This window comes from Nocardioides rubriscoriae, assembly GCF_008087085.1.
Lineage (GTDB): Bacteria > Actinomycetota > Actinomycetes > Propionibacteriales > Nocardioidaceae > Nocardioides > Nocardioides rubriscoriae.
In genome coordinates this window covers 129059-155560 of sequence record NZ_VIYJ01000006.1, presented here as the reverse complement: position 1 = coordinate 155560, position 26502 = coordinate 129059, and the positions used below count along the sequence as shown (strand labels likewise).

Here is a 26502-nt window from a genome sequence, read left to right as displayed (position 1 = left end):
CGCGGCTCGAGCCGATCCGTCCGGGACCCGACCACACCGAGGCGCCCGGGCCACACCACGAGGCGACCACACGGCGCACGTCACGGCGGATCGGCCGCCGAGCCGGTCAGGCACGCCGCACCAGACCGGCGGCAGCAGGCAGAAGCGACGCGGGCCGCGGCTCGAGCCGATCCGTCCGGGACGAATCAGACACAGGAAGGCCCGCGCCGGTTCCGTCCGGCACGGGCCTTCCCGATCAGGGTGGGGGGTCAGTTGACGCTGACGGCGCTCCACGCGGCCGCGACGGTGGCCTCCTGGGTGCTGCCGGCCCCGAACAGGTCACGCGCGGCGCTGATCGTGCCGGTGCGGGCCTGGGCGTAGGTGGTGCCGGACGTGAAGTAGGTCGTCAACGCCCGGAACCAGATCTTCTGGGCCGCGTCGCGGCCGATGCCCGCGATCGTGGAGCCGTTGCAGGTCGTCGAGCTGTGGACCTTGCCGCCGATGGTCTTGGTGCCCGAACCCTCGGCCAGCAGGTAGAAGAAGTGGTTGGCCACGCCCGAGGAGTAGTGGACGTCGAGGTTCTTGGTGTTGGTGCTGTAGCAGTTGGGCGAGGACCCGTCGGAGATCGGGTTGTCCATCCGCCGGAAGCCGACGCCCTTGGCCAGGTCGAACTCCTCACCGATGTAGTAGTCGCCCGGGTCGTTGGGGTTGTTGGCGTAGAACTCGACCATGGTCCCGAAGATGTCGGAGGTCGCCTCGTTGAGGCCGCCGGACTCACCGGAGTAGGTCAGGTTGGCGGTGTTCTCGGTGACGCCGTGCGACATCTCGTGACCCGCGACGTCGAGGGAGACGAGCGGACCGTAGGACTTGCCGTCGCCGTCGCCGTAGGTCATCTTGGCGCCGTCCCAGAAGGCGTTGACGTAGTTGCGGCCGTAGTGGACGCGGCTGGGCGCCCCGACGCCGTTGCCGAAGATGCCGTTGCGGCCCAAGACGTTCTTGTAGTAGTCGAACGTCATCGCGCCGCCGTAGTGGGCGTCGACCGCGGCGGTCTCGCGGTTGGCGTTGGAACCGGTGCCGAACAGGTTGTCGGCGCTGGTGTAGGCCACGCCGTTGGTGCAGCTGCCGAACAGCTGGCAGACCGTGCTGTCCTGCTTGTTCTGCATGTCGGTCGTCTTGGCGTTGCCGTGGGCGGCGTCGGTGAGCGTGTAGGACGAGCCGCTGAGGGTCACCGAGAGCGGCACCGTGCCGCTGTAGAGCGAGGTGCCCTGACCGTCGGCGGTGTGGATCGACTCGATCCGGCGGAGCACCGTGCCCGTGCGGGCGTCGACGTACGTCGCCAGGCGGCTGGGGGTGCCGTCGGCCTGCCGGCCGCGGGTCTGGACCTCCCACGCGAGCCGCGGGGTCGCGCCGAGCGCGTCGACGACCAGGCGGGGGGCCTGCTGGGCGGCGCGCAGGTGGTCGATGCTGCGGGTGGCGCGGGCGGGGGCCAGGGCGCGGGCGAGGGCGCGGGTGGCGGCCAGCGCGGGCTCGGCCGAGAGGCTCAGCGGCGCGGCGAGGGTCTGGCTCACGCCCTCGAGCGAGGCGTTGGACGCCTGGTGCACGACGAGGTCACCGCCCAGGACCGGCAGGCCGCGGTAGGTGCGCTGGAGCCGGACGTGGGTGGTGCCGTCGGCGTCGGTCGCCGTCGCGGTGGGCGTGAACTCCTGCTCGACGCTCGCGCGGGCGGCGACGGGGTGGGTCGCCAGGGCCCGCAGGGCGCGGGCGGCGACCTGGTCGACGGTGGGTCGGGCGGGAGCCTTCGTGGTGACCGCGGAGCTGGCGGTGCGGCCGGTGCCGCTGCCCGCCACGGCGCTCGTCGCGGGGGCGACCTGGACACCGAGCGTGCCGAGGACCAGGACCGACGCCGCGGCGAGACCCAGAGATGTGCGCATGGAGAACCCTCTCGGAAAACGGCAGCGCCCGGAGCCGGACGCCGTGTGCGGAAGCCTTCCGCAGACACCGGCCGCGGGTCGACGATGTCGGCCCTGCACTTCTGTGCAGCGCAGGTTTGTGCAACACCGTGTCGGGATCTCGGCCCGCAGCGCGCCCTCGGTCGGTCAGCCTCCGAGGTCGAGGAGGTGCTCCAGGCCGACCGTGAGCCCCGGCCGGCCGCCGATCGCGCGCACCGCGGCCAGGACCCCGGGGGCGAAGGAGGAGCGGTCGAGCGAGTCGTGGCGCAGGGTGAGGGTCTCCCCCGGCCCGCCCAGGACGACCTCCTGGTGCGCGACCAGGCCGCGTAGGCGGACCGAGTGCACCGGGACGCCGTCGACGTCGGCCCCACGGGCGCCCGGCAGGGCCGTGGAGGTCGCGTCGGGCGCCGCGGGGACGCCGGCCCCGCGCCGGGCCGCGGCGACGAGCTCCGCCGTACGACGGGCGGTCCCGGAGGGCGCGTCGGCCTTGTCGGGGTGGTGGAGCTCGATGATCTCGACCGACTCGAAGTGCGGCGCGGCGAGGGCGGCGAACCGCATCATCAAGATCGCGCCGATGGAGAAGTTGGGGGCGACCAGGACGCCGCTGCGCGGCTGGTCGCCGAGCTGCTCGCGCAGCCGGGCCAGCCGGGCCTCGTCGAACCCGGTGGTGCCCACGACCGCGTCGATGCCGTGCTCGACGCACAGGGCCAGGTGGTCCATCACCACGTCGGGGTGGGTGAAGTCGACGACGACGGCGGCGCCCGCCTCGACGACGCTGCGGGGGTCGTCGCCCTGGTCGACCTCGGCCACCAGCGCGAGGTCGTGCGCCTCGCTGACCGCCCGGCACACCGCCGATCCGACCTTGCCGTGCGCCCCCAGGACGCCCACTGTGATCTGGTCCACCACGGCACCTTATGTGGCGGTGAGTGAATGCCGGCCCCGGTTCTGGCAGGGTGGACGCATGGTGGCGCAACAGATTCCGGCCCGGATCCGCTGGGCGGTGGACTTCATGGACCCCCAGCCCGCCGACCACGTGCTCGAGATCGGCTGCGGTGCAGGTGCGGCCGCCGAGCTGATCTGCTCCCGGCTCGAGACCGGCAAGCTGTTCGCCATCGACCGTTCGGAGTCGGGCGTCGACCGCACCAAGCGCCGCAACGCCGACGCGATCAAGGCCGGGCGGCTCACCGTCCGGCAGATCGACCTGGCGACGCTGCGCGTGCCGGTCAAGCGGCTGACGAAGGTCTTCGCCTTCAACGTCAACCTGTTCTGGGTGCGCGAGTGCGCCGACGAGATCGCACTGCTGCACGAGCGGGTCGTGCCCGGTGGCGCGGTGCACCTGTTCTTCGAGACCAAGATCCCCGAGGACGTGCCGCGCATCGTCAAGGGCGCCTCCGCCGCGCTCAGCGGCGGTGGCTTCCGGGTCTCGGTCATCGACAACAAGTCACCGGCGGTCGTCGGCATCATCGGTCGCCGCTGACCCACCACGATAGTCGTGGACGTTCTGCACACGACGTACGCCGGTGCAGAAGGTCCACGACTATCGTCAGTGGGGGCCGACGACGGCGAGGATCTCCTTGCGGGAGAACACCTCGGCCGCGACGTCGCGGACCTCGTCGAGGGTGACGGCGTCGATGCGGGCCATCACCTCGTCGATCTCGAGCAGCTCGTCGTGGACCAGCTCGGCCTTGCCCAGGCGGATCATCCGCGACGCTGAGTCCTCGAGCCCGAGGACCAGCCCGCCGCGCAGCTGACCCTTGCCCCGCACCAGCTCGTCGTCGGTGATGCCGTGGGCCGCCACGCGCGAGAGCTCGAGGCGCACGGTGGTCAGCACCTCGTCGAGCTTGGCCGGCAGGCAGCCGACGGCCACCCCGACCACGCCGGAGTCGGCGTAGTGGGAGGTGAAGGAGTAGACCGAGTAGGCCAGGCCGCGGCGCTCGCGGATCTCCTGGAACAGCCGGGACGACGTGCCGCCGCCCAGGGCGGTGTTGAGCACGCCGAGGGCGAAGCGGCGGTCGTCCTCACGACCGAAGGCCTCCATGCCGAGCACGACGTTGACCTGCTCGAACGGGCGGGTGGTCTCGACCTCGCCGGGACGCACCCTGACCCGGCGCCCGCCGCGGCGCGGCCCGACGGGCTCGGCGTCGCCGCTGAGCCAGTCGCCGCGGCCGAAGGCGCGACGCACGTGCCGTACGACGGCGGCGTGGTCGAGGTTGCCGGCGACCGAGACGACCATGTGCTCGGGGCGGTAGTGGCGCTGGTAGAAGCGCCAGATCCGGGCCCGGTCGAGCGCGGTGATCGACTCTGCCGTGCCGGCGATCGAGCGACCCAGCGGCGACGTCGCACCCCAGGCCTGCTCGGCGAACAGGGTGTGCACCACGTCGTCGGGGTCGTCGTCGTGCATGGCGATCTCGTCGAGGATCACCTCGCGCTCGGCCTCGACGTCCTCGTCGGTGATGACCGACGAGGTGACCATGTCGCCCAGGACGTCGATGGCCAGCGGGAGGTCCTCGTCGAGCACGCGGGCGTGGAAGCAGGTGTACTCCTTGGCGGTGAAGGCGTTGAACTCGCCACCGACCGCGTCGAGGGCCACCGAGATGTCGAGGGCCGAGCGCTCACGGGTGCCCTTGAAGAGCAGGTGCTCGAGGAAGTGGGAGCAGCCGTGCAGGCGGGTGGTCTCGTCGCGCGAGCCGACGTCGACCCACACCCCGATCGTCGCCGAGCGGGCGCCGGCCATCTGCTCGGTCACGATCCGCAGCCCGCTGGGCAGCACCGTGCGCCGCACCCGTGAGGTCACTGCTCCCCCGCTGTCGCGCAGCGTGGACAGCGTGCGGGTCGTCCCGGATCTCTGCATGGTGGTCATCTCTCCTCGAGCCTGGCACGGCCCTGAAAAAGGCGCTGACCCGTCGTACGTGTACGACGGGTCAGCGGGGGTGGATCAGTCCTCGGCGTCGACCTCGGCGTCGGCCGGGGCCTCGGCGTCCTCGACGACGGGGATCAGCGAGAGCTTGCCGCGGTCGTCGACCTCGGCGATCTCGACCTGGATCTTCTGGCCGACCGAGACGACGTCCTCGACGTTCTCGACGCGCTTGCCACCCACCAGGCTGCGGAGCTTGGTGATGTGGAGCAGGCCGTCCTTGCCCGGCATCAGCGAGACGAACGCACCGAAGTTGGTCGTCTTGACGATGGTGCCGAGGTAGCGCTCGCCGACCTCGGGCATCATCGGGTTGGCGATCGCGTTGACCGCGGCGCGCGCGGCCTCGGCCGCCTCGCCGTTGGTCGCCCCGATGTAGACCGTGCCGTCGTCCTCGATCGACAGGGTCGCGCCCGTGTCGTCCTGGATCTGGTTGATGATCTTGCCCTTCGGGCCGATGACCTCGCCGATCTTGTCGACGGGCACCTTGACCGTGATGATGCGCGGCGCGTGCACCGACATCTCGTCGGGGGCGTCGATGGCCTCGGCCATCACGTCGAGGATCGCCAGGCGGGCGTCGCGCGCCTGGGTCAGGGCCGCAGCGAGGACCTCGGCGGGGATGCCGTCGAGCTTGGTGTCGAGCTGCAGCGCGGTGACGAACTCGCGGGTGCCGGCGACCTTGAAGTCCATGTCGCCCATGGCGTCCTCGGCGCCGAGGATGTCGGTCAGCGCGACGTACTGCGTCTCGCCGTCGACCTCGCCGGAGATGAGGCCCATCGCGATGCCGGCGACCGACGCCTTGAGGGGCACACCGGCCTGCAGCAGCGACAGGGTCGAGGCGCAGACCGAGCCCATCGAGGTCGAGCCGTTGGAGCCCATGGCCTCGGAGAGCTGGCGGATCGCGTAGGGGAACGTCTCGCGGTCGGGCAGCACGGGGAGCAGCGCGCGGCGCGCGAGCGCACCGTGGCCGACCTCGCGGCGCTTGGGCGAGCCCACACGACCGGTCTCGCCGGTGGAGAACGGCGGGAAGACGTACTTGTGCATGTAGCGGCGGTGCTTCTCGGGGCTCAGGGTGTCGAGCTGCTGCTCGAGCTTGAGCATGTTGAGCGTGGTGACGCCCAGGATCTGGGTCTCGCCGCGCTCGAACAACGCGGAGCCGTGCACGCGCGGGATGACGCCGACCTCGGCGTGCAGCTCGCGGATGTCGGCCAGGCCGCGGCCGTCCATGCGGACCTTGTCGCGCAGCACGCGCTCGCGCATGAGCTGCTTGGTGACCGACTTGAACGCGGCGCCGATCTCCTTCTCGCGACCCTCGAACTGGGCCCCGATCTGCTCGAGCAGCGACGCCTTGACGTCGTCGAGCTTCTCGTCGCGCTCCTGCTTGCCGACGATGGCCAGGGCCTCGGCGGTCTGGGTGGAGACCGCGGCCGCGACGGCGTCGTAGACGTCGTCCTCGTAGTCGAGGAAGACCGGGAACTCCTGCACGGGCTTGGCGGCCTGCTTGGCCAGCTCGGCCTGCGCGTCGCACAGCTGCTTGATGAAGGGCTTGGCGGCGTCGAGGCCACCGGCCACGATCTCCTCCGACGGCGCGGTGGCGCCACCGGCGACGAGCTCGTAGGTGTTCTCGGGGGCCTCGGCCTCGACCATCATGATCGCGACGTCGCCCGAGTCGGTGACGCGGCCGGCGACGACCATGTCGAAGACGGCGTTCTCGAGCTGGCTGTGGCTGGGGAACGCGACCCACTGGCCCTCGATGAGGGCGACGCGCACGCCGCCGACCGGGCCGGAGAACGGCAGGCCGGAGAGCTGGGTCGACATGGACGCGGCGTTGATCGCCAGGACGTCGTAGGGCTGGTCGGGGTCGAGCGCCATGACGGTGATGACGACCTGGACCTCGTTGCGCAGACCCTTCTTGAAGGTCGGGCGCAGCGGACGGTCGATGAGGCGGCAGGTGAGGATGGCGTCCTCGCCCGGGCGACCCTCGGAGCGGAAGAACGAGCCGGGGATCTGGCCCACGGCGTACATCCGCTCCTCGACGTCGATCGTCAGGGGGAAGAAGTCGAAGTGGTCCTTGGGGTGCTTGCCGGCCGTGGTGGCCGAGAGCAGCATCGTCTCGTCGTCGAGGTAGGCGGTCACCGAACCGGCGGCCTGTCGGGCCAGCAGCCCGGTCTCGAACTTGACGGTGCGGGTGCCGAACTTGCCGTTGTCGAGAACGGTCTCGACGGCGCTGATGACGGGTTCTGTCACGTTAGATCTCTCTGTTCGCGGTAGCGATCCGCGACTCCCGCGCACCTGGCCCTCGCATCGTGCGGGGGACGGTGGCCGATCTTCGATCGAGACCCGCAGGGACGCCGACACCGAGGTGCGTGCTCCTGAAGATCACTACCGAGGACCGGGCCTGACGGTGGGCGCGGATCGCTCCTGTGAGTGGTGTCTTTTCAGTTGTGCGAGCTGTGGGGTGCTGGTGAAACAGTAGTCGGGACCCACCCGAGGGTGGATCCCGACGACAGGTCAGCGGCGCAGACCGAGGCGCTCGATGATCGAGCGGTAACGCTCGATGTCGGTCTTCTTGAGGTAGTTGAGCAGCCGACGACGCTGGCCGACGAGCAGCAGCAGGCCACGACGGCTGTGGTGGTCGTGCTTGTGCGTCTTGAGGTGGTCGGTGAGGTGGGCGATGCGGTGGCTGAGCAGCGCGATCTGCACCTCGGGCGAGCCGGTGTCGCCCTCGGTCGTGGCGTACTCGGCGATGATCTTCTTCTTCGTCGCTGCGTCGGTCCCGATGGACATGCGGCTCCTTCTTGTCTGTGATCGCTGCGCGGCGCGCCGGGGCCTGTTCTCCCGGGCACTCTCGATCCGCGGCCGTTGTACGGCAACTGGGTCACGCTACCAACCGGGGAGACGCACCCCCAAAACGCGTGGGCCCGGCCTCGGCCCGGCTCAGTACGACGCCGCGCGGACGACCAGCACGTCGGGGAGGTTGGCGACGACCTGGCGCCAGGAGGCACCGCGGTCGGCCGAGGCCCACACGGCGCCGTTGCGCGCACCGACGTAGAGGCCGACGGGGTCGTGGTCGTCGGCGACCATCGCGTCGCGCATGACCCCGACGTAGAAGTGGTCGGGCAGGCCGTCGTCGAGGGCCTCCCAGGTGGCCCCGGCGTCGGGCGAGCGCCACACCCGCGCGCGGGCCTCGGGCGGGTAGCGGCTCTCGCCGGCACCGATCGGGAAGACGTAGACGGCGTCGGGGTCGTGGGGGTCGACGACGACCGGGAAGCCGAAGTCGACCGGGAGCCCGTCGTGGATCGGCTGCCAGGAGGCGGCGTGGTCGTCGGAACGGTAGACGCCGCCGTGGTTCTGCAGGAAGAGCCGCTCGGGTCGCGAGGGGTGCCGGGCGACCTTGTGCACGCACTGCCCGAACTCGGGGTACTGCTGGCCCTCGGGCAGGAAGATGGCGCGGATCCCCTCGTTGCGGGGGTTCCAGGAGGCACCCCCGTCGGCGGTCTGGTAGACGCCGCCGGTGGAGATCGCCACGGTGACCGAGGCCGGGTCGGTCGGGTGCGGGAGGATCGTGTGGAAGGCCTGCCCGCCGTAGCCGGCTCCCCACCCCGGGCGGTGCGGGTGGTTCCACAGGCCCTCCTCGAGGGCGAAGGTGCGACCGTGGTCGACCGAGCGCCACACCGCGCCCGGCTCGGTGCCGGCCCACACGACGCCGTCCTCGCTGCCCGCGACGAGCTGCCAGACCCGCTCCACCGACGTACCGAGGCCGGCCTCGAAGCGCGGGCCGCCGGACGGGTCCTCCTGCCACGTCGCGCCGAGGTCGTCGGACCACCGCACCCGGGCGCCCAGCCACGACGACGAGGCGCCCGCGAACAGCCGTGGGCTGTCCCCGCGGGTGTCGACCAGGCAGGAGTAGACCTCCTCCATGTCGTGGTGCGGCCCGGTCAGCGACCAGTCCATGCGGTCGTCGTCGGACGTCGCGATCCACAGCCCCTTGCGGGTCCCGATCATCAGCACCGTGCTCATCTGCTTCTCCCTCGTCTCGCCGGCACCGCCCTGGCACGGCTCACCGCACGGGTAGACCGGCGGACGCGGCGGAACTCATCGGCTCACGGACGACGCGAGTGGTGGTGGCCCTGGAGCCACGTCGCGATCTCCTCGCCCGCCAGGACGCCGGACGCCTCGGTGACGTCGCCGTCCCAGCCGTGGGACGCGAGGTAGGCGCCCTGCGGCACGAGGGCGTGCCGGGCCATGCGCAGCATGCCCTCGTCGAGGAGGGAGTCGCCCGCCGCGGCGACGAGCTCGTCGTCGGTGCCCTCGAGCAGCCGCGCCAGGCCGGACTCCTTGGTCAGCGTGTCGGGCATCGCGTAGACCTTGGTCTGCTCGTGGGTCAGCCGCCAGCCGTCGTCGGCGGCGATCGCCGCGAGCTCCTCGGTCCACTCGCCGGGCACCGGGTCGCCGGTGAGCAGGAAGTAGCCGAAGGCCCCGTCGGCGTCACGCAGGCCGCGCACGTGCGGGGCCGCCGCCAGATGGGCGACGCGGTCGGCGAACTCCGCCATCGGGCGGCGCTGCGCCACGAGCGCGGCCGTGGAGCGCGCGTGGTCGGGGTCGGGGACGCCGTCGACCAGCAGGGCGCCGCCGTTGAGGCAGAGCACCCGGCGGTACGACGGCAGCGCGAGCCGCAGCACCTGCGCCGGCGTACGGGTCGTGCACAGCACGAGCGAGTCGGGGTGGTCCGCGGCGAGGCCGGCGAGCACGTCCCACGCCCGCTTGGTCACGAAGGCCCAGTCGCGCCCGTCGAGCACCTCCAGGCAGGCGAGCTGCTCGAGCGGCACGTCGCCGACCCGCTGGTGGGACCACAGCAGGGTGCGGTCGATGTCGCTGGCGATCACGGGGCGCTCCCCTCAGACCCGCCCGGACCGCTCCTGGCGAAGCCGGGGTGGATCAGGCCCATGCAGGAGAAGGCGAGGTCGTCGACGACCTCGACGGGCACGCCGCGCTGCTCGGCGAGCAGCTCGACGTGTCCGAGCTCGTCGCGCCGGTCGGGGCGCACCAGCACCCGCCAGGGCACCCGGCGCAGCAGGACGCGGGTGGTCTCGCCGACCCCCGGCTTGACGAGGTTGACGTCGCCGATGCCGTAGGCGGCGCTGACCTCCTCGACGGCGGCCCAGCCCGACCAGGTCGGGGTCCGGTCGGTGGCCAGCAGGCGGGTCGCCTCGGCGCGGGCCTCGGCGGCCACGCCACCGGGTCCGTCGAAGTGCTCCTCGACGGCCTCGACGTACGACATCGAGACGTCGGCGGGCGCGAGCTCGGCGTAGAACTTCGCGCCATGGAAGTCGTCCGGCCCGATCAGCCGGTCGTTGAGGACGGTGCGCGAGACCAGGCCCGAGACGGTGGAGTTGAGGCAGGCCGACGGGATGAGGAAGTCGTCGCGGGTGCCGTAGACGTCGGTGCTGGAGCCGGGGTCGGCCAGCACCGCCAGGGACGGGTCGAAGCGCAGGCCCAGGCGCTGCTCCATCTCGGCACAGGCAGCGGTCAGCTCGCGTGAGATCGCGCCCTTGCCGGTCCAGCCGTCGACGAAGACGACGTCCTCGGGCCGGTGGTGGCCGGCGAGGTGGGCCAGCGCGACCGCGTCGAGGCCCCGCCCCCGCACGATCGACATCGTGTAGTGCGGCAGGTCGAGGCCGAGGCGACGCGCGTAGCGGCGCAGCAGGATGCCGATCGGCGTGCCGGCGCGGGCCAGGGACACCAGCACCGCGTCGGGCCCGCGCAGGTCGACGACGAGGTGCACGAGCGTGGCGACGGCGAGCGCCACCCGGCGCGACTGCTCGGCCAGCGCCTTGTCGAACAGCGCGTAGTAGTCGTCGTCGGGCTGGTACTCGACCGGCAGCGACTCGGCGTAGTGGGCGCGACCGGCCTGGATCGCCTCCTCGCGCTCCTCGACCGGGGCCTCGAGCTCGACGTCGCTGAGGTCCTTCAGCAGCCAGGTGACGTCGTCGGCGGGGTAGGACCCGAAGGCGGGTCCGTGCAGCGGGGTCGGCATCAGGCGCCGGCCCCCGCGACCCGGACGACGACCAGCCGGTCGGTGATCGTGCGCAGCGCGGCGCGCAGCTCGACGGCCCCGTCGACCGGGGTGGCCTCGTCGAGGACGAGCACGATCGTGTCGAAGCGGCCGGGCTCGAGGTTGTAGGCGAAGCGCGGCCGACCGTCCTGGGCGCCGTCGTGGGCCGGGAAGGTGAGGCCGTGGCGCACGGCGTAGGCCGGGTCGTCGCGCACGACGACGGGCGAGCGCGTGGTCGACGAGACGGTCACGGCCAGCGCGGGCCGCGTGGCCTCGAGGTGCTCGGCGAGGCGGTGCGGGAGGTACATCAGCTCCTCGGTGCCGAGCACGTGCACCGAGCCCGACCCCGCGACGAGCCGGCCGACCTCCTCGCCCAGCTCGACGACGGCGGTCTCGAAGCCGTCGGCGTCGGCCGGGCCCAGGCCGTGACGGCCGCCGTCGGGAACCCCCGCGGGCCAGCGGTACGTCGTCGCCACCTCGACCGCGCGCTCGGGGGCCGAGGTCGCGGGCGCGGGGTCGGCCGCCACCGCGGCGCGGACCTCGTGGTCGGGCTCGCGCACGGTGCGCACCTCGCCCTCGAGCAGGGCGACGAAGGTGATCGAGGTGCCGAGCTCGGCGGCGACCTCGGCCGCGGTGGCGCGGGCCGCGTCGGGGCGCAGGTCGACCAGGGCGGCCACGACGTAGGCCGGGCGCGGTGAGATCGCGTGCAGCTCGCGGACGGTGTTGAGGATGGTGCGGCCGGTGGTCAGCTCGTCGTCGACGAGGACCAGCGGACCGCGCCCGTCGAGGAGCCCGAGGTCGCGGGGCTGGAGCCGGTGGGTCGTGGCGTGGCTGTGCTCCTCCTCGAAGCTCAGCGCCGACCACCCGGGGCGGCGCGTGGAGTGCAGGGCGGTGGCGGCCAGCCGGTCGGCGACCAGGTGGCCGAGCCCGGTGGCCGTCTCGGCGTAGCCCAGCACGAGCTCGGCGCGGGCGCCGTCCAGGGCGTCCTCGACCAGGCCACCGAGGTCCGAGCCGTGCCGGCGCGCGACCGAGGGCGCGACCGGCACGTGCTTGGCGAGCACGGTGCTCACGACCAGGTGCACGCGGCGCGGGTTGCGGCGTACGGCGAGGCCGACGAGCTCCTCGACGGGCGCGCTGCCTTCGCGGCTGACCAGCTCGACGCCAGCGTGCGCACAGACCCAGTCACCGCTCCACACCGTCTCGACGGGAGGTCGTGGCGTCACAGGAGCGCCTGGTCGGTGTGGGTCGCCGCCGCCAGCAGGTCGACGAACGTCACGTCGGGCGCCGCCACCCCGAAGACCTCGGCGCGGCGCAGCAGCTGCTGGGCCCAGGCGTGGTGGGGGTTGGCCTCGTTCATCTTGTTGCGGTACGACGACCGCGCCACTCCCCCGCCGTCCTCCTTGGCCGACAGCACACCGAGGGCGTCGTCGTACTCCTCGTGGGAGACCACCGACAGGGCGTGCACGACCGGCACGTGGCTGGGGTGGATGACGGTCTTGCCGATGAGGCCGTTGGCGCGGTCGAGGAGCACCTCGCGGATGAGGCCGTCGAGGTCGCGCGCGAGCAGCCGGGCGCGCAGCTCGCGGTCGTCGTTGCGGGCGAACGGCGTCTCGCGCAGCAGCGGCTTGAAGAGCCGGTCGGGCGCGGTGAAGTACTCCCAGACCGGACCGGTGACCGCGTGGCCGCCGGGGCGCCCCAACACGTTGACGACGTCGCCGACGGCCGCCGCGATCAGCCGGACGTCGTAGATGGTGAGGTCGCGCGGGCGACGCAGCGCGAACACCGAGGCCATGTCGGTCGCACCGATGCGCACCGCCAGCACCCGCTCGGAGTGCTTGGCCAGCAGCGCCCGCATGCCGAGCAGCTCGTCGACGCGGGTCTCGCGGTACATGATCTCGGGGGTCTCGATCACCGGCATCACCAGCAGCCGGCGCCCGACCGTCGCCTCGCAGTCGGAGACCGCGTCGAGGAACTCGGGGCCGTGCAGCGTCGAGAACTTGGGCAGCACGAACCCGTCGACGACGTCGGCGGCCTCGCCCATCAGGGCCGCGAGTCGCCCCGGCTGGTCGGGGGTGCGCACCCGCACGAAGACCAGGGGCAGGTCGTCGCGCCCACGCAGCCCGGCGAGCTCCTCGGCGACGTGGGTCACGGCGTACTCGACGGCACTGTCGGGGATCGCGTCCTCGAGGCAGATCACGCAGCTGGCGACGCCCAGCCCGGCCACCCGCAGCACGTCGGCGGCCAGGTCGTCGCGCGTCGCCGGGATGTAGAGGGTCGCACCGAGACCGTGGGCGAGCAGCTCCAGCGGTTCGTCGCGGCCGAGGTCGGCCGGCTCACGGTGGAACAGCGTGGCCCGGTCGGCCTTGTCGAGGAAGTGGAACTGGCGCACCGTCGTCCCGCTCTCTTCATGGGGGTCGGGCGCGTGGGGGACGCATCCGCTGGTCGGGCACAGGATAGGTCGGCGAGGTTTACCGTAAACCTCCGCCGAGTAGCCTGCGCTCCAACAGCGGCTGTCCAGCCGACACCCCCAGCTCTCGAGGAGAGAACATGCCCGTCTCGCTGTCCAAGGGTGGCAACGTCAGCCTCACCAAGATGGCTCCGTCCCTGCAGTCCGTGCGGGTGGGTCTCGGGTGGGACGCCCGCAGCACCGACGGCGCCGACTTCGACCTCGACGCCACCGCGCTGGTCTGCGGCGAGGGCGACAAGGTGCTCTCCGACCAGCACTTCATCTTCTACAACAACCTGGTCTCCCCCGAGGGCACCGTGCGCCACAAGGGCGACATCCGCGACGGGGCCGCTGCCGGTGACGACGAGAGCATCGAGGTCGACCTGTCGCACCTGACCCCGCAGACCGACAAGGTCGTCTTCAACGTCACCATCCACGAGGCCGACACCCGCGGGCAGAGCTTCGGCCAGGTCAAGAACGCCTACATCCGCGTCGTCGACACCAGCAACGACTCCGAGCTCGCCCGCTACGACCTCTCCGAGGACGCCTCCACCGAGACCGCCATGGTCTTCGGCGAGCTCTACCGCAACGGCGCCGAGTGGAAGTTCCGCGCCATCGGCCAGGGCTACGCCTCGGGCCTGCAGGGGATCATCAGCAACTACGGCGTGACGCTGTAGGGCCACGACCGGCGCGCCCGCCGTACGGTCGGTCTCCCCCGTAGGGGTCCGAGCGCGGTGGGAGTTTCACCGCTCCAGCGGTGAAACTCCCACTCCTACGACGAACCTTCGTCTCACAAGTGGGAGTTCTGTCGCAGAAGTCCGAGTGGTCAGAGTCCCCGGTAGCGATCCACCTGCGCCCTGACGGCGGCGGTGATCCGGTCGGCCTCCTGCAGCAGCGCCCAGTAGTCGGGGTGGGGGCCCTGCAGGCCGGAGCGGAGCCCGTCGAGACGGCGGGCGAGCGCGTCGAGCTCACGGGCCACCGACTCGCGGCCGGGCTTGGGGGTGTTGGTCACCAGCAGCTGGGCGTCGCGCAGGCGGAAGCGCACGGTGCGCATGAGGGCCTCGGGGTCGGCCTTGACCTCGCGCAGCGCGGCGAGCCGTGCCGCGGGCGCACCGACCTGGGCCTTCGCGACGTCGAGGGCGGCCCTGGCCTCGTCGAGCAGGCGCAGCGGCAACGTCCAGTCGGCACCGGCCTCGACCAGGCGGTCGAAGTCACGCAGCCGGGTGCGCGCGATCTCGACCTGCTCGCGCACCACCTGCTCCCCGGGCTCGAGGTCGCGCCAGTTGCCGATGCTGAACTCACGGCGCAGCACGGCCAGGTCGGCCGGCATCTTGTCCAGGCGTGACTCGACGGCCTCGACCGCCGTGCGCAGCGACGTACGACGGGTGCGGGCCTTCTCGACGCGCTGCGGGTAGTCCTCGGCGAGCTTCTCGGCGGCGGAGGCCAGGCCCTCGAGCTCGGCGCGCGCCTGCTCGAGCACGGGGAAGCCCGACGCCGGCTGCCAGTCGTTGGCGGCCAGGGCGGCGGCGCGGGTCCGGGCCAGGAGGTCGTTGAGCTCGGGCACCTCGAGACCGGTCCCGCGCAGGGTCGCGGCCGCGGCGGCGACCCGGGCGGTGTGCGCGGCAGCAGCCTCCTTGAGCTCACGACCGCGCTGGACCTGCCGGCCGATCCGGGTCAGCTCGTTGTCGTAGTCGAGGAGGACCTGGTCGAGGGCGTCGGCGTGCTTGGCCAGGCGCGGGCCGACGTCGGCGTAGGCCCGGTGGGCCGCCCCGAGCGCGCGTGCGTCCAGGCCCTCGTCGAAGGGGTGCTGGTCGAGGGTCGCGAGGTACTCGCCGATGAGCTCGTCGGCCTCGCGGTCGAGCACGCGGAAGCGCGGCACCAGGCCCGAGACCGCGGCCCGCTCGGGCAGGTAGGCCTCGAAGCGCTCGACCATCCCGCGCAGGGTGCGCTGGGAGCTGTCGAGGTGCTGGAAGTCGAGCATGAGCTGATCGAGCGCGGCCCGGGTCGCCTCACGCTGCGACTCGGGGGGACGGCTCGCCACGCTGCCACTGTACGAGCGCCGCGCACCCCACGACGCCACCGGCCCGCCGTCCAGCAGGACGACGGGCCGGCGCGGGGGCGAGGCACCTCAGACGTGGACGAAGTGCTCCTCGCTGCGGTGCCGCTTGTTGTAGCGGAAGCTCGACGCCAGGGCCAGCAGGATGAACGCGACCCCGATGAGGCCGGTGACGACCTCGGGGATCTCCGGGCCGACGCTGATGAACAGCAGCAGCGCCAGGGCCCCGATGGCCCAGTGGGCGCCGTGCTCGAGGAAGACGTACTCGCTCAGCGTGCCCTGGTGGACCAGGTAGATCGTGATCGACCGGACGTAGAACGCACCGACGCCCAGGCCGAGCGCGATGATGATCGGGTCGGAGGTGATCGCGAACGCCCCGATGACCCCGTCGAAGCTGAAGCTGGCGTCGAGCAGCTCGAGGTAGAGGAACAGCGAGAACGCCGCCTTGCCCGTCGCCGCCACCGCCGAGCCGACGCCGGCCGACGGTGGCCCGTCGGCGTCGCCGTCCTCGTCGTCGTCGAGACCGCCGTCGAAGAAGTCGCCGAGCCCGTTGACCGCGAGGTAGAGGATCATCCCGAACACCCCGGCGAGCAGGATGTCGTTGGCCTCCTCGTGGAAGATCCGCGAGAAGGTGAACAGCCAGACCAGCGCCACCAGCGACGTGATCGCCGGGAACGCCGCGGCCTTCGACAGGGCCCGCTCGACCGGTCCCACCCAGTGCAGGTCCTTGTCCTCGTCGAAGACGAAGTCGAGGAAGATCATCAGCAGGAACATCCCGCCGAAGGCGGCGATGAGCGGGTGGGCGGCGTTGAGGATGTAGCCGTAGGTGCCGGGGGTGTCGGGGTCACCCTTCTCGAGCGCCAGCTGCCAGGCGTCGACCGGCGACAGGTCGGCGGTCACGAAGACGACCACCAACGGGAACAGCAGCCGCATGCCGAAGACGGCGATGATGATGCCGACGGTCAGGAAGATGCGGACCCAGAACTCCGACATCCGGTTGAGCACCTTGGCGTTGACCACGGCGTTGTCGAACGACAGCGACACCTCGAGCACGATCAGGATCGCCGTGATGCTCACACCGGTCAGGCCGTCGTAGAGGAACGCGACGAACAGACCGATGACGGTGAACAGGAAAGACCAGCGAAGGGTCTTGAGCAGCACAGGATCAACTCACGTTCGAGGAGGGAGGGCGGGGGTCGTGCGGCGTGCGGGCGAGCACGCGGCGTGGTGCGTCAGAGGTTGACGCCGTAGTCGCGCACGATGCCCGCGAGGCCCGAGGCGTAGCCCTGACCGATGGCGCGGAACTTCCACTCACCGGAGTTGCGGTAGAGCTCGCCGAAGACCATGGCGGTCTCGCTCGAGGCGTCCTCGGACAGGTCGTAGCGCGCGAGCTCGGTGCCGTCGTCGGCGTTGACGACGCGGATGAAGGCGCCGGTCACCTGGCCGAAGTTCTGGCCGCGGGCGTCGGCCTGGTCGATCGAGACGGTGAAGACCACCTTGTCGACGTCGGCGCCCATGCCGCCGAGGTTGACCTCGACGACCTCGTCGTCGCCCTCGCCCTCACCGGTGCGGTTGTCGCCCTGGTGGACGACCATGCCGTCGGGCGAGGAGAGGTTGTTGTAGAAGACGAAGTGCTGGTCGGTGACGACCTTGCCGGCCTCGTTGCACGACAGCGCGGACGCGTCGAGGTCGAAGTCGGTGCCGGTCGTGGTGCGCACGTCCCAGCCGAGACCCACGAGCACCTTGTTGAGCCCGGCGGGACCGGCCTCCTTGGTCAGGGAGACGTTTCCACCCTTGGACAAGCTGACAACCATGTCGACTTCCTTCACTGGGATCTGGGGCTGAGCGCGCTGCTGCGCACCCGCTTGCGTGGCAACCCTACAAACGCACCAGGTGTCCTGACAGTTTCGGGGCGGACAAACAATTCCCCACCGCGGCCGCCCCACCTGGTTGCATGGACCCATGGGCGTCCTCAGCCAGCCACCAGTCCCCACCGGGTTCACCGGCACCCGCCACGGCGTGTGCAACCTCTGCGAGGCCATCTGCGGCCTCGAGCTGACGCTCACCGACGGTGCCGTCACCGGCATCCGGGGCAACCCCGCCGACCCGCTGTCACGCGGCTACATCTGCCCCAAGGGCGTCTCGTTGGCCGACGTCTACGCCGACCCCGACCGGCTGCGCCGTCCCGTGCGCCGGGTGGCCGGCGAGGGTGACCGCCCCGACGAGTGGGTCGAGGTGGAGTGGGACGAGGCGCTCGACCTCGTGGCCGACCGGCTGGCCGCGACGATCACGGCCCACGGGGGCGACGGGGTCGGGATCTACCTCGGCAACCCCAACGCGCACTCCCTGGGCTTCGGCACCCACGGCGCGGGGTTCGTCCGGTCCCTGGGCACCCACCACCGGTTCAGCGCCTCGACGGTCGACCAGGTGCCGCACCAGCTCGTGGCCTGGCAGCTCTTCGGCCACCAGCTCATGATCCCGATCCCCGACCTCGACCGCACGCAGCTCTTCGTCGTCGTCGGCGCCAACCCGATGGCCTCCAACGGCTCGCTGATGACGGTGCCCGACTTCCCCCGGCGGGTGCGCGACCTCGCCGGGCGCGGCGGGCGGATGGTGGTGCTCGACCCGCGCCGCACCGAGACGGCCAAGATCGCCGACGAGCACCACTTCGTGCGCCCCGGCACCGACGCGCCGGTGCTGCTGGCCATGCTGCAGGTGCTGTTCGAGGAGGGCCTGGCCCGCCCCCCGGCGTACGTCGACGGGCTCGACCAGCTGGCCGCGCTGGTCGCACCGTTCACGCCGGAGCGCGCCGCGGTGGTCTCGGGAGTCGACGCCGACACGATCCGGCGCCTGGCGCGCGAGGTCGCCGGACCCGACGCGGCGGTGGTCTACGGCCGGATGGGCGTGTCGACCCAGGGCTTCGGGACCCTGTGCCAGTGGGCGATCAACTGCCTCAACCTGCTCTCGGGCCACTTCGACCAGCCTGGCGGGGCGATGTTCCCCGAGCCGGCCGTCGACACGGTCGGACGTCGCATCCTCGGGCCTGGTCGTTACGGCCGGTGGCACAGCCGGGTGCGCGGCCGGGCCGAGTTCGCCGGGGAGCTGCCGGCCTCGGTGATGACCGAGGAGATCACGACGCCCGGCGACGGCCAGGTCCGGGCGATGGTCACGGTGGCCGGCAACCCCGTGCTGTCGACGCCCGACGGGCGGGCGCTCGCGGCCGCATTCGACACCCTCGACTTCATGGTCTCCGTCGACCTCCACCTCAACGAGACCACGCGTCACGCCGACGTCGTGCTGCCGCCGACCAGCGCGCTCGAGCGCGACCAGTACGACCTGGTGTTCCACGGCTTCGCGGTGCGCAACACGGCCCGCTGGACGCCCGCGGTCTTCGCCCGCGGTGACGACCAGCGCCACGACTGGGAGATCTTCGCCGGGCTGGCCACGCGGATCGCCGAGCGCCTCGGCACCCCGCTGGCCGACGACGCGGCGGCCCAGCTGGCCGCCGACCCCGCGGACCTGGTCGCGCTGCTACTCGACACCGGCGGTCGCACGACCGCGGCCGAGCTCGTCGAGCACCCCGAGGGCGTCGACCTGGGGCCGCTGCGGCCGACCATGCCCGGGCGCTTGCAGACCGACGACCAGCGCATCGACCTCGTGCCCGACCTCGTGGTGGGCGACCTCGGCCGGCTGTCGGGCTGGCTGGCCGACCGCGAGGCGACCCCGGTCGCCGACGACGACCTGGTGCTGATCGGGCGCCGCCACCAGCGCGACTGCAACTCGTGGCTGCACAACACGACCCGGCTCACCAAGGGCCGCGCCCGCCACCACCTGCTCATGCACCCCGACGACCTCGCCGCGCGCGGCCTCGCCGACGGCGGCACCGTGGTGGTGAGCTCGCGCGTCGGCTCGGTCGAGGTGGAGGTCGCCGGGGCCGACGACATGATGCCGGGCGTCGTGTCACTCCCCCACGGCTACGGCCACCAGCTGCCCGGCACCCGCCTCGGCGTCGCGAGCACCGTCGCGGGGGTGTCGATCAACGACCTCACCGACCCCGAGCTGCTCGACGCCGTCACGGGCAACGCCGCGCTCAACGGGGTGCCGGTGACCGTCGTCCCCGCGTGACCCCGACCGGGGTCAGGCGACGGTGACGGGGTGGCGGACCACGGCGTCGAAGAAGTACCCCGCCGTGTTGTACGGCGTCACGTCGGGCTGGGTGCGGCCGGCGCGGTCGGTCGCGCGCGCCAGCAGCGTGTAGGAGCCGGCCCGCGGTCGGGGCCAGCGCACCGACCACGGGGTCCAGCCGAAGCCGCGGTCGCCGGGGTCCAGAGCGCCGCCCGTGGCGGCGCTCTCGTCGAGGTCGGCGCGCTGCCAGGTGGCGCCGCCGTCGAGGCTGACCGCGACCTCCCGGATGGCCGCCGCGCCGCTCCACGAGCGACCGGTCAGGGTCTGCGGGACACCGGCCGGCAGGGTCGCACCGAAGGGCAGCTCCCACGCCGAGCGCACGGGGTTGACGGTGAGGGCCGGCGAGTCGGCCGGGTAGTCACCTCCGGTGAGCCGGTAGAACGTGGTGTTCCAGGGCGACGTGAGCTCGCGGCGGGCGACCTCGAGCGAGCCCAGCCACTTGATGCTGGCGATGCCGACCCAGCCCGGCAGCACCAGCCGCAACGGGAACCCGTGGTCGGGCAGCAGGTCCTCGCCGTTGGCGCCCCAGGCCAGGACGGCGTCGTCGAGCGCCTTGTCGATCGGGAACGGGCGGCGCACGCGGCCGTAGTCGACGCCCTTGTCGACGTAGGCGTTGTCGAGCCCGGTCGCCATGACCGACACCGCGTCGGGCGACAGCCCGAGCCGGCGCAGCACGTGGCGCAGCCGGACGCCCTCCCACCGCACCGTGCCGACCGAGCCGAGCTTCCACGCCGTCCCGCTGGCCGACCGCCCCTGCTGGCTGCCGAAGAAGCTGCGGCCGTTGCCGGTGCACTCGTGCACCGAGGTCAGTCGCGTGTGCGGCAGGTCCTTCAGGTCGCGCAGGCTCAGGGAGACGGCGTCGGCCTGGCCGCGCGGCGTGTCGAGGCCGTCACCGAAGACCCGCAGCGCATAGGTGGCGGGGTCGATGGCGGGCGTCACGGTGTGGTTGCGCACGAACAGGTCGGCCTGCGGGGTCAGGTAGCGCCGCGGGTCGACCGAGTCCCAGCGCATCTCGGCGTTGGTGCCGTAGTCGTAGAACCGGGAGGGCGGCAGCGGCTTGAGGATCGACGGCGCCCCGGCGGCCGCCGGACGGGCAGCCTGGACGGCGGTCGCCGCCAGCGGTCCGACGGCGGCAGCGGCGAGGACGGTACGGCGCGTCGCGCCCAATCGCGAGGTCATGCCCGCAACTTAACACGACCAAGTTAAGTAACTTAATAACCCGCAGCGGTCGTCAGGTCAGCAGCGCCCGCACCGCGGCGCGCGCAGCCGCCGGGTCGGAGGCGGCCAGGGCGGCCTCGGCGGCCTCCTCGCACTGCTCGTGGGTCACCGAGGCCAGGCGCGCACCGACCGGGCGGGCCGCCGCCGCGGCCATGGACAGCGAGGTGACGCCCATGCCGACCAGCGCGCAGGCGAGCAGGGGGTCGGCCGCAGCCTCGCCGCACACACCGACCGGCTTGCCGGCCTGGCGACCGGCCTCGGCGGTGATCGCGACCAGCTGCAGGACCGCGGGCTGCCACGGGTCGGTGAGGTGGGCCAGGTCGGTGGCCATCCGGTCGGCCGCCATCGTGTACTGCGTGAGGTCGTTGGTGCCGATCGAGAGGAAGTCGACGACCTCGAGCATGCGGTGGGCCAGCAGCGCGGCGGAGGGGACCTCGACCATCACCCCGGCCTTGAGCCCGCGCTCGCGCACCGCGCCGGCGAACTCCGCGGCCTCGGCCACCGTGGCGACCATCGGCGCCATCACCCAGGCCTCGGTGCCGGTCGTGCGCGCCGCGGAGGCGACTGCGTCGAGCTGACGGGTCAGGAGCCCTGGGTTGCCGAACGACAGCCGCAGCCCGCGTACGCCGAGCGCGGGGTTCTCCTCGCCGGGCAGGGTCGCGAAGGCCACGGGCTTGTCCGAGCCCGCGTCGAGGGTGCGGACGACGACGTAGCGGCCCGCGAAGGCCTCGAGCACCTCGGCGTAGATCGCGGCCTGGTCGTCGACGCTGGGCTCCTCGGTGCGGTTGAGGAAGCAGAGCTCGGTGCGGAACAGGCCGACGCCCTCGACGGGTCCGCCCGCGGCGGAGCGGGCCGACTCGCCGTCGGCGACGTTGGCCAGCACCTTGACCGCCAGTCCGTCGGCGGTGACGCCAGGACCGGTCCAGGTCGCCAGCGACGCCCGCTGCTCGGCGTCGGCGGCCACCAGGCGGCGGGCCTCGTCGGGGTCGGCTCCCCGGATGACCTCGCCCGTGGTGCCGTCGACGAGCACCGGGGCGCCAGGCTCGAGCAGCAGCGCGCCGGCGACCCCGACCACGCAGGGGATGCCGAGCTGGCGGGCGATGATCGCGGTGTGGCTGGTCGGCCCACCGCGCTCGGTCACCAGGGCCAGGACGACCGTCGGGTCGAGACCCGCGGTGTCGGCCGGCGCGAGGTCCTCGGCCACGAGCACCGCGGGCGTGTCCGGCATCGGCACGCCGGGCTCGGGCTCGCCCACGAGGCGCGCCACGAGGCGCTTCTCGATGTCGTGCAGGTCGGTGACCCGCTCCGCCATCAGTCCTCCCGCCTTGGTGAAGGCGCCGACGAACTGCTCGATCGCGTCGTGCAGGGCGCTCAGCGGCGGGCTGCCCCCGCGCAGGTTCTTGCGCACGGCACCGCGCAGCCCCCGGTCGCGGGCCAGGCCGGCACTGGCCGCGAGCACCTCCGCCGTCGCACCGCTGGCCTGCGCGGCCTTGGCGGCGAAGCCGTCGGCGACCAGGTCCACCGCCTCGTCGTAGGCCGCCAGCGCGGCCTCGGGGTCGGCGTACGACCCGTCGCCGAAGGCGGCGATCGCGGCAGCCGAGACCTCCCCGCGCGCCAGGACGGCGGGCCCGTAGGCGACGCCCGGGACCACCGGGGTGCCGGCGAGCGGTGGGAGGACGGCGGGCTGGGAAGCGCTGGTGTCGGTGACCACGATCACAAGTTACTCACCCGCACCCCTTGACAGTCAACACATTCGGGCATAAAACAACACATACAAAGATTGTGAGGGAGGTCACCGTGTACGCAGAGGAACGCCAGCAGTCCATGGCCAGGCTCGTCGCGCAACGCCGACGGGTGTCGGTGTCCGCCCTCGCCGAGGAGTACGACGTCACGACCGAGACGGTGCGGCGCGACCTGTCCCGGCTCGAGCGCCTCGGCCTGGTCCGCCGGGTCCACGGCGGCGTGGTGCCGGCCGACGCCCTCACCTCGGTCGAGGCGGCGCTGGGCGAGCGCGACCACACCAACACCGACCTCAAGGACCTCATCGCCAAGGCCGCGGTGGCCCTGCTGCCGCCCGACGGCTCGACGATGCTGCTCGACGCCGGCAGCACCACGGCCCGCCTGGCCGCGCTGATCCCCCACGACCGCCGGCTCGTCGCCTTCACCCACTCGGTGCCGGTGGCCGCACGGCTGGCCACCCTGCCGGCCCTCGAGCTGCACCTGCTGCCCGGCCGGGTCCGCAACGCGACCCAGGCCGCCGTCGGCGCCGACACGGTCACCGCCCTGGCTCGGCTGCGCGCCGACATCGTCTTCCTCGGCACCAACGCCCTGACCGTGGGCCACGGACTCTCGACACCCGACTCAGACGAGGCCGCCACCAAGCGCGCCCTGGTCGCGTCGGCCCGTCAGGTCGTCGTGCTGGCCGACTCCTCCAAGATCGGCCGCGAGTCGACCACCAGCTTCGCCGGGCTCGGCGACGTCGACGTCCTGGTGACCGACCCGGGCATCGAGGCCGGCGACCGCCGCGCGATCGAGGCGGCCGGCGTCGAGGTGGTCGTCTCGTGAGTGCCCCGACGCCCGGCCTGATCGTCACGCTCACGCCCAACCCCAGCATCGACCGCACCGTCGCGCTCACCGGACCGCTGGTGCGCGGCACCGTCCACCGCACCGCCTCGGCGTTCGCCCAGGCCGGCGGCAAGGGCGTCAACATCTCGCGGGCCTGCCTGGCCGCGGGCATCGCCACGACCGCCGTGCTCCCGGCCGCCGCCGACGACCCGTTCGTCCACGACCTCGAGGCCGCCGGCATCGCCCACCGCCTGGTGACCCCCGACGGCCCGGTGCGGGTCAACCTCACCGTGAGCGAGCCCGACGGCACCACCACCAAGCTCAACAGCCCCGGTGCCGTGGCCAGCCCCGCGACCCTCGAGGCCCTCGCCGCCACCCTGCACTCGCTGGCCGCCGAGGCGGACTGGGTCGTGCTCGCCGGCTCCCTGCCGCCCGGTGCCCCGGTCGACTGGTACGCCGACGTGGTCGCCGACCTGCGCACCCTCACCAAGGTCGCCGTCGACACCAGCGACGAGCCGCTCGTCGCGCTCGTCGACCGGCTCGGCCACGACACCGCACCCCACCTGATGAAGCCCAACGGCGACGAGCTCGCGTCCTTCACCGGCGGCGACGCCGCCAAGCTCGAGTCCGACCCCTACGCCGCGGCCGCCGCCGCGCGCACCCTGGTCGACCGCGGCGTCACCGACGTCCTGGCCACCCTGGGCGGCCACGGCGCCGTCCTGGTGACGGCCGAGGGCGCCTGGCACGCGACACCGCCTCCCACCGAGGTCGTCAGCACCGTCGGGGCCGGCGACTCCAGCCTCTTCGGCTACCTCCTCGGGGTCCTGCGGGGCCAGGACCCCGCCCACCGTCTCGCGCTGGCCGTCGCCTACGGCAGCGCCGCCGCCGGTCTTCCCGGCACCACCATTCCGCAGCCCGCACAGGCGCGACCTGACCTGGTCGTCGTCCGTGCCCTGCACTCACCCATGGAGAACCAGCGATGACCGACCTCATCACCGCGGACCTGGTCCGCCTCGACGCCGACCTCGGCACCGAGAAGCACGACGTGATCCGGGCCCTGGCGGCCGTCGTCGGGTCCGCCGACCGGGCGACCGACGTCGAGCGGATCGTCGAGGACGCCCTGGCCCGCGAGGCCAAGTCGGCCACCGGGCTCAAGGACGGCATCGCGATCCCGCACTGCCGCACCAACGGGGTCGACGCCCCGACCCTGGTCTTCGCCCGGCTCTCCCCCGCCGTCGACTTCGGCGCCAAGGACGGGCCGGCCGACCTCGCCTTCCTGATCACCGCGCCCGAGGGGGGCGACAACACGCACCTGCAGATCCTGACCAAGCTGGCTCGCGCCCTGGTCAGGAAGGAGTTCACCGACGCCCTGCGCGCCGCCACCACGCCCTCCGAGGTCGTCGCGCTCGTGGTCAGCGTCATCGACCCGGAGCCGGCCACCGCGCCCGCCAGCACCCACGCCGCCAGCAGCGCCGGCACCACCGGCACCACCGGCACCAGCGACACCTCCAGCGGGGCCGGAGGCTCCTCGCACCACGAGGGCCCCGCCGCGACGGCTGTCGCGACCCGCCGCGTGGTCGCGGTGACCGCGTGCCCCACCGGCATCGCCCACACCTACATGGCCGCCGAGGCGCTCGAGGCCGCGGCCGCGCGGGCCGGCGTCACGATCGACGTCGAGACCCAGGGCTCGGCCGGCTCGACGCCCCTGGCCCCCGCCACCATCGCCGCGGCCGACGTCGTGATCTTCGCCGTCGACGTCGGGGTGCGCGACCGCGCCCGCTTCGCGGGCAAGCCGCTGGTCTCCTCGGGCGTCAAGCGCCCGATCGACGAGGCCGACCTGATGATCGCCGAGGCGTTGCAGTACGCCGACGACCCGCACGCCCCGCGCGTCGAGGGCGCGTCCGGCGGCACCGCCGACCGTGCCGTCGGCACCGGGGCCGGCGAGTCGTGGGGCTCGCGTACGCGACGCATCCTGATGACCGGCGTGTCCTACATGATCCCCTTCGTCGCCGCCGGCGGCCTGTTGATCGCGCTGGCCTTCCTGCTCGGTGGCTACGAGATCGCCCTCAGCACCGAGGACGGCGCCGGCGTGGCCGGTCAGATCGTCTCGGGCTCCAACCTCTTCAACCTGCCCGACCCGGGCGCCTTCGACCTCGCGGGGTCGGCGACGCTGAGCCACGGGGCGCTGCTGACCTACCTCGCGGCCCTGCTGCTCACCATCGGCGGAGCGGCGTTCTCGTTCCTGGTCCCGGCCCTGGCCGGCTACATCGCCTACGCGATCGCCGACCGCCCGGGCATCGCCCCCGGCTTCGTGATGGGCTACCTCGCCAACTCCGTGCTCGGCGCCGGGTTCCTGGGCGGCATCGTCGGCGGTGTGCTGGCCGGCGTCATCGCCCACTGGATCGCGATGCGCCAGGTCCCGTCGTTCGTGCGCGGCCTGATGCCCGTGGTCATCATCCCGCTCGTCTCGACGCTGGTCGGCGGTCTGATCATGATGATCGTGCTGGCCAAGCCGCTCTCGGCCCTCACCGACGGCCTCGCCGACGGCCTCAACAGCCTCAACGGTGGCTCCGCCGTCGTGCTGGGTGTCGTGCTCGGCCTGATGATGGCCTTCGACATGGGTGGCCCTCTCAACAAGACCGCCTACGTCTTCGCCACCACCGGCCTCAGCGCCGCCGCGACCGCCACGGGCGACGCCCCGCAGCTGAAGATCATGGCGGCCGTGATGCTCGCGGGTATGGTGCCGCCGCTGGCCATGGCGCTGGCCACCGTCGTACGCCCCGCGCTGTTCAACCCCGCCGAGAAGGAGAACGGCAAGGCCGCCTGGCTGCTGGGCGCCTCGTTCATCACCGAGGGCGCCATCCCGTTCGCCGCGGCCGACCCGCTGCGGGTGATCCCCTCGATCATGCTCGGCAGCGCGGTCACCGGCGGCCTGGCCGAGGCGCTCGACGTCACCCTGCGGGCCCCGCACGGCGGGATCTTCGTGCTGTTCGCCGTCGGCAACATCCTCGGCTTCCTCGTCGCGCTCCTCGCCGGCGTCGCCGTCGCGACGGCCTGCGTCGTGACCCTGAAGTCGTCGAGCCGCACCCCCGTCGCCGCCGACCTCGCTACGGTCTGACCTCGACCCTCCTCACACCG

The 26502-nt window shown here is 72.6% G+C and carries 21 protein-coding genes; 6 read left to right on the top strand and 15 right to left on the bottom strand.

Features of this window, described 5'->3' with window-relative positions:
• Positions 1–248 precede the first annotated feature (248 nt).
• Positions 249–1910, bottom strand: coding sequence for a M4 family metallopeptidase (locus FZC61_RS12790; RefSeq protein WP_148614573.1), 1662 nt, complete (start codon positions 1908–1910; stop codon positions 249–251).
• Between the two features lie 165 nt (positions 1911–2075).
• A complete protein-coding gene (gene dapB / locus FZC61_RS12785) occupies positions 2076–2822 on the bottom strand; it encodes a 4-hydroxy-tetrahydrodipicolinate reductase (RefSeq protein WP_148614585.1) in 747 nt (248 codons plus the stop codon).
• A 67-nt stretch (positions 2823–2889) separates the two neighbouring features.
• On the opposite strand from dapB, the gene FZC61_RS12780 reads away from it, so the two are divergent.
• Complete coding sequence (locus tag FZC61_RS12780; protein WP_148614572.1) at positions 2890–3405, top strand: class I SAM-dependent methyltransferase; 516 nt, start codon at positions 2890–2892, stop codon at positions 3403–3405.
• Positions 3406–3471: 66 nt separating this feature from the next.
• On the opposite strand, the gene FZC61_RS12775 is transcribed toward FZC61_RS12780, so the two are convergent.
• The 8 genes from FZC61_RS12775 to FZC61_RS12745 form a co-directional block, all read right to left on the bottom strand.
• Complete coding sequence (locus FZC61_RS12775; RefSeq protein ID WP_148614571.1) at positions 3472–4788, bottom strand: insulinase family protein; 1317 nt, start codon at positions 4786–4788, stop codon at positions 3472–3474.
• A 75-nt stretch (positions 4789–4863) separates the two neighbouring features.
• Positions 4864–7086 carry a polyribonucleotide nucleotidyltransferase gene (locus tag FZC61_RS12770; RefSeq protein WP_148614570.1) on the bottom strand — a complete coding sequence of 741 codons (2223 nt, stop codon included), beginning with the start codon at positions 7084–7086 and terminating at the stop codon, positions 4864–4866.
• 264 nt (positions 7087–7350) lie between these two features.
• Positions 7351–7626 carry a 30S ribosomal protein S15 gene (rpsO, locus tag FZC61_RS12765; protein WP_148614569.1) on the bottom strand — a complete coding sequence of 92 codons (276 nt, stop codon included), beginning with the start codon at positions 7624–7626 and terminating at the stop codon, positions 7351–7353.
• Between the two features lie 150 nt (positions 7627–7776).
• Positions 7777–8859 carry a WD40/YVTN/BNR-like repeat-containing protein gene (locus FZC61_RS12760; RefSeq protein WP_148614568.1) on the bottom strand — a complete coding sequence of 361 codons (1083 nt, stop codon included), beginning with the start codon at positions 8857–8859 and terminating at the stop codon, positions 7777–7779.
• Between the two features lie 83 nt (positions 8860–8942).
• The gene (locus FZC61_RS12755) at positions 8943–9725 is read right to left on the bottom strand and encodes a Cof-type HAD-IIB family hydrolase (RefSeq protein WP_148614567.1); all 783 of its coding nucleotides are present in this window, start codon (positions 9723–9725) and stop codon (positions 8943–8945) included.
• Positions 9722–10876, bottom strand: a complete 1155-nt coding sequence (locus FZC61_RS23425) for a cysteine protease StiP family protein (protein ID WP_211357233.1) — start codon at positions 10874–10876, stop codon at positions 9722–9724. Before FZC61_RS23425 ends, FZC61_RS12755 begins: the two co-directional genes overlap by 4 nt.
• A complete protein-coding gene (locus tag FZC61_RS23420) occupies positions 10876–12117 on the bottom strand; it encodes a phosphoribosyltransferase family protein (RefSeq protein WP_211357232.1) in 1242 nt (413 codons plus the stop codon). Before FZC61_RS23420 ends, FZC61_RS23425 begins: the two co-directional genes overlap by 1 nt.
• Positions 12114–13283 (bottom strand): HpcH/HpaI aldolase/citrate lyase family protein, encoded by a 1170-nt coding sequence (locus tag FZC61_RS12745; RefSeq protein WP_148614566.1) that lies wholly within the window; start codon positions 13281–13283, stop codon positions 12114–12116. Before FZC61_RS12745 ends, FZC61_RS23420 begins: the two co-directional genes overlap by 4 nt.
• A 158-nt stretch (positions 13284–13441) precedes the next feature.
• On the opposite strand from FZC61_RS12745, the gene FZC61_RS12740 reads away from it, so the two are divergent.
• On the top strand, positions 13442–14017 hold the full coding sequence (locus FZC61_RS12740) for a TerD family protein (RefSeq protein WP_148614565.1): 576 nt from the start codon (positions 13442–13444) through the stop codon (positions 14015–14017).
• A gap of 149 nt (positions 14018–14166) precedes the next feature.
• Here the strand turns inward: FZC61_RS12740 and FZC61_RS12735 are convergent, their stop codons facing one another.
• The 3 genes from FZC61_RS12735 to FZC61_RS12725 form a co-directional block, all read right to left on the bottom strand.
• Positions 14167–15381, bottom strand: coding sequence for a hypothetical protein (locus FZC61_RS12735; RefSeq protein ID WP_148614564.1), 1215 nt, complete (start codon positions 15379–15381; stop codon positions 14167–14169).
• An 87-nt stretch (positions 15382–15468) separates the two neighbouring features.
• Positions 15469–16557 (bottom strand): DUF475 domain-containing protein, encoded by a 1089-nt coding sequence (locus FZC61_RS12730; protein WP_148614563.1) that lies wholly within the window; start codon positions 16555–16557, stop codon positions 15469–15471.
• A gap of 71 nt (positions 16558–16628) precedes the next feature.
• Positions 16629–17210: a TerD family protein gene (locus FZC61_RS12725; protein ID WP_148614562.1), complete on the bottom strand. Its 582-nt coding sequence runs from the start codon at positions 17208–17210 to the stop codon at positions 16629–16631.
• 148 nt (positions 17211–17358) lie between these two features.
• Between FZC61_RS12725 and FZC61_RS12720 the strand changes: the two genes are divergently transcribed.
• Complete coding sequence (locus tag FZC61_RS12720) at positions 17359–19521, top strand: molybdopterin-dependent oxidoreductase (RefSeq protein ID WP_148614561.1); 2163 nt, start codon at positions 17359–17361, stop codon at positions 19519–19521.
• Between the two features lie 12 nt (positions 19522–19533).
• Here the strand turns inward: FZC61_RS12720 and FZC61_RS12715 are convergent, their stop codons facing one another.
• A complete protein-coding gene (locus FZC61_RS12715; protein WP_148614560.1) occupies positions 19534–20760 on the bottom strand; it encodes a molybdopterin-dependent oxidoreductase in 1227 nt (408 codons plus the stop codon).
• 52 nt (positions 20761–20812) lie between these two features.
• Positions 20813–22510, bottom strand: coding sequence for a phosphoenolpyruvate--protein phosphotransferase (ptsP, locus tag FZC61_RS12710; protein ID WP_148614559.1), 1698 nt, complete (start codon positions 22508–22510; stop codon positions 20813–20815).
• Between the two features lie 86 nt (positions 22511–22596).
• Here ptsP and FZC61_RS12705 point away from each other — a divergent pair, with 86 nt between their 5' ends.
• Genes FZC61_RS12705 through FZC61_RS12695 form a run of 3 tightly spaced genes read left to right on the top strand, consistent with a single transcriptional unit; the run spans position 22597 to position 26482 of the window.
• The gene (locus FZC61_RS12705) at positions 22597–23364 is read left to right on the top strand and encodes a DeoR/GlpR family DNA-binding transcription regulator (protein WP_148614558.1); all 768 of its coding nucleotides are present in this window, start codon (positions 22597–22599) and stop codon (positions 23362–23364) included.
• Between the two features lie 17 nt (positions 23365–23381).
• Positions 23382–24347: a 1-phosphofructokinase family hexose kinase gene (locus FZC61_RS12700; RefSeq protein ID WP_148614584.1), complete on the top strand. Its 966-nt coding sequence runs from the start codon at positions 23382–23384 to the stop codon at positions 24345–24347.
• Positions 24344–26482, top strand: coding sequence for a PTS fructose transporter subunit IIABC (locus tag FZC61_RS12695; protein WP_148614557.1), 2139 nt, complete (start codon positions 24344–24346; stop codon positions 26480–26482). Before FZC61_RS12700 ends, FZC61_RS12695 begins: the two co-directional genes overlap by 4 nt.
• Positions 26483–26502 lie beyond the last annotated feature (20 nt).

Excerpts from the sequence above, each read along its gene's own strand:
- FZC61_RS12725 (WP_148614562.1), bottom strand. The coding sequence starts at position 17,210 with ATGGTTGTCAGCTTGTCCAAGGGTGGAAACGTCTCCCTGACCAAGGAG.
- FZC61_RS23425 (WP_211357233.1), bottom strand. The coding sequence starts at position 10,876 with ATGCCGACCCCGCTGCACGGACCCGCCTTCGGGTCCTACCCCGCCGAC.
- rpsO (WP_148614569.1), bottom strand. The coding sequence starts at position 7,626 with ATGTCCATCGGGACCGACGCAGCGACGAAGAAGAAGATCATCGCCGAG.
- FZC61_RS12780 (WP_148614572.1), top strand. The coding sequence starts at position 2,890 with ATGGTGGCGCAACAGATTCCGGCCCGGATCCGCTGGGCGGTGGACTTC.
- FZC61_RS12775 (WP_148614571.1), bottom strand. The coding sequence starts at position 4,788 with ATGACCACCATGCAGAGATCCGGGACGACCCGCACGCTGTCCACGCTG.
- FZC61_RS12760 (WP_148614568.1), bottom strand. The coding sequence starts at position 8,859 with ATGAGCACGGTGCTGATGATCGGGACCCGCAAGGGGCTGTGGATCGCG.
- FZC61_RS12695 (WP_148614557.1), top strand. The coding sequence starts at position 24,344 with ATGACCGACCTCATCACCGCGGACCTGGTCCGCCTCGACGCCGACCTC.
- FZC61_RS12740 (WP_148614565.1), top strand. The coding sequence starts at position 13,442 with ATGCCCGTCTCGCTGTCCAAGGGTGGCAACGTCAGCCTCACCAAGATG.
- FZC61_RS12715 (WP_148614560.1), bottom strand. The coding sequence starts at position 20,760 with ATGACCTCGCGATTGGGCGCGACGCGCCGTACCGTCCTCGCCGCTGCC.
- FZC61_RS12790 (WP_148614573.1), bottom strand. The coding sequence starts at position 1,910 with ATGCGCACATCTCTGGGTCTCGCCGCGGCGTCGGTCCTGGTCCTCGGC.
- FZC61_RS12720 (WP_148614561.1), top strand. The coding sequence starts at position 17,359 with ATGGGCGTCCTCAGCCAGCCACCAGTCCCCACCGGGTTCACCGGCACC.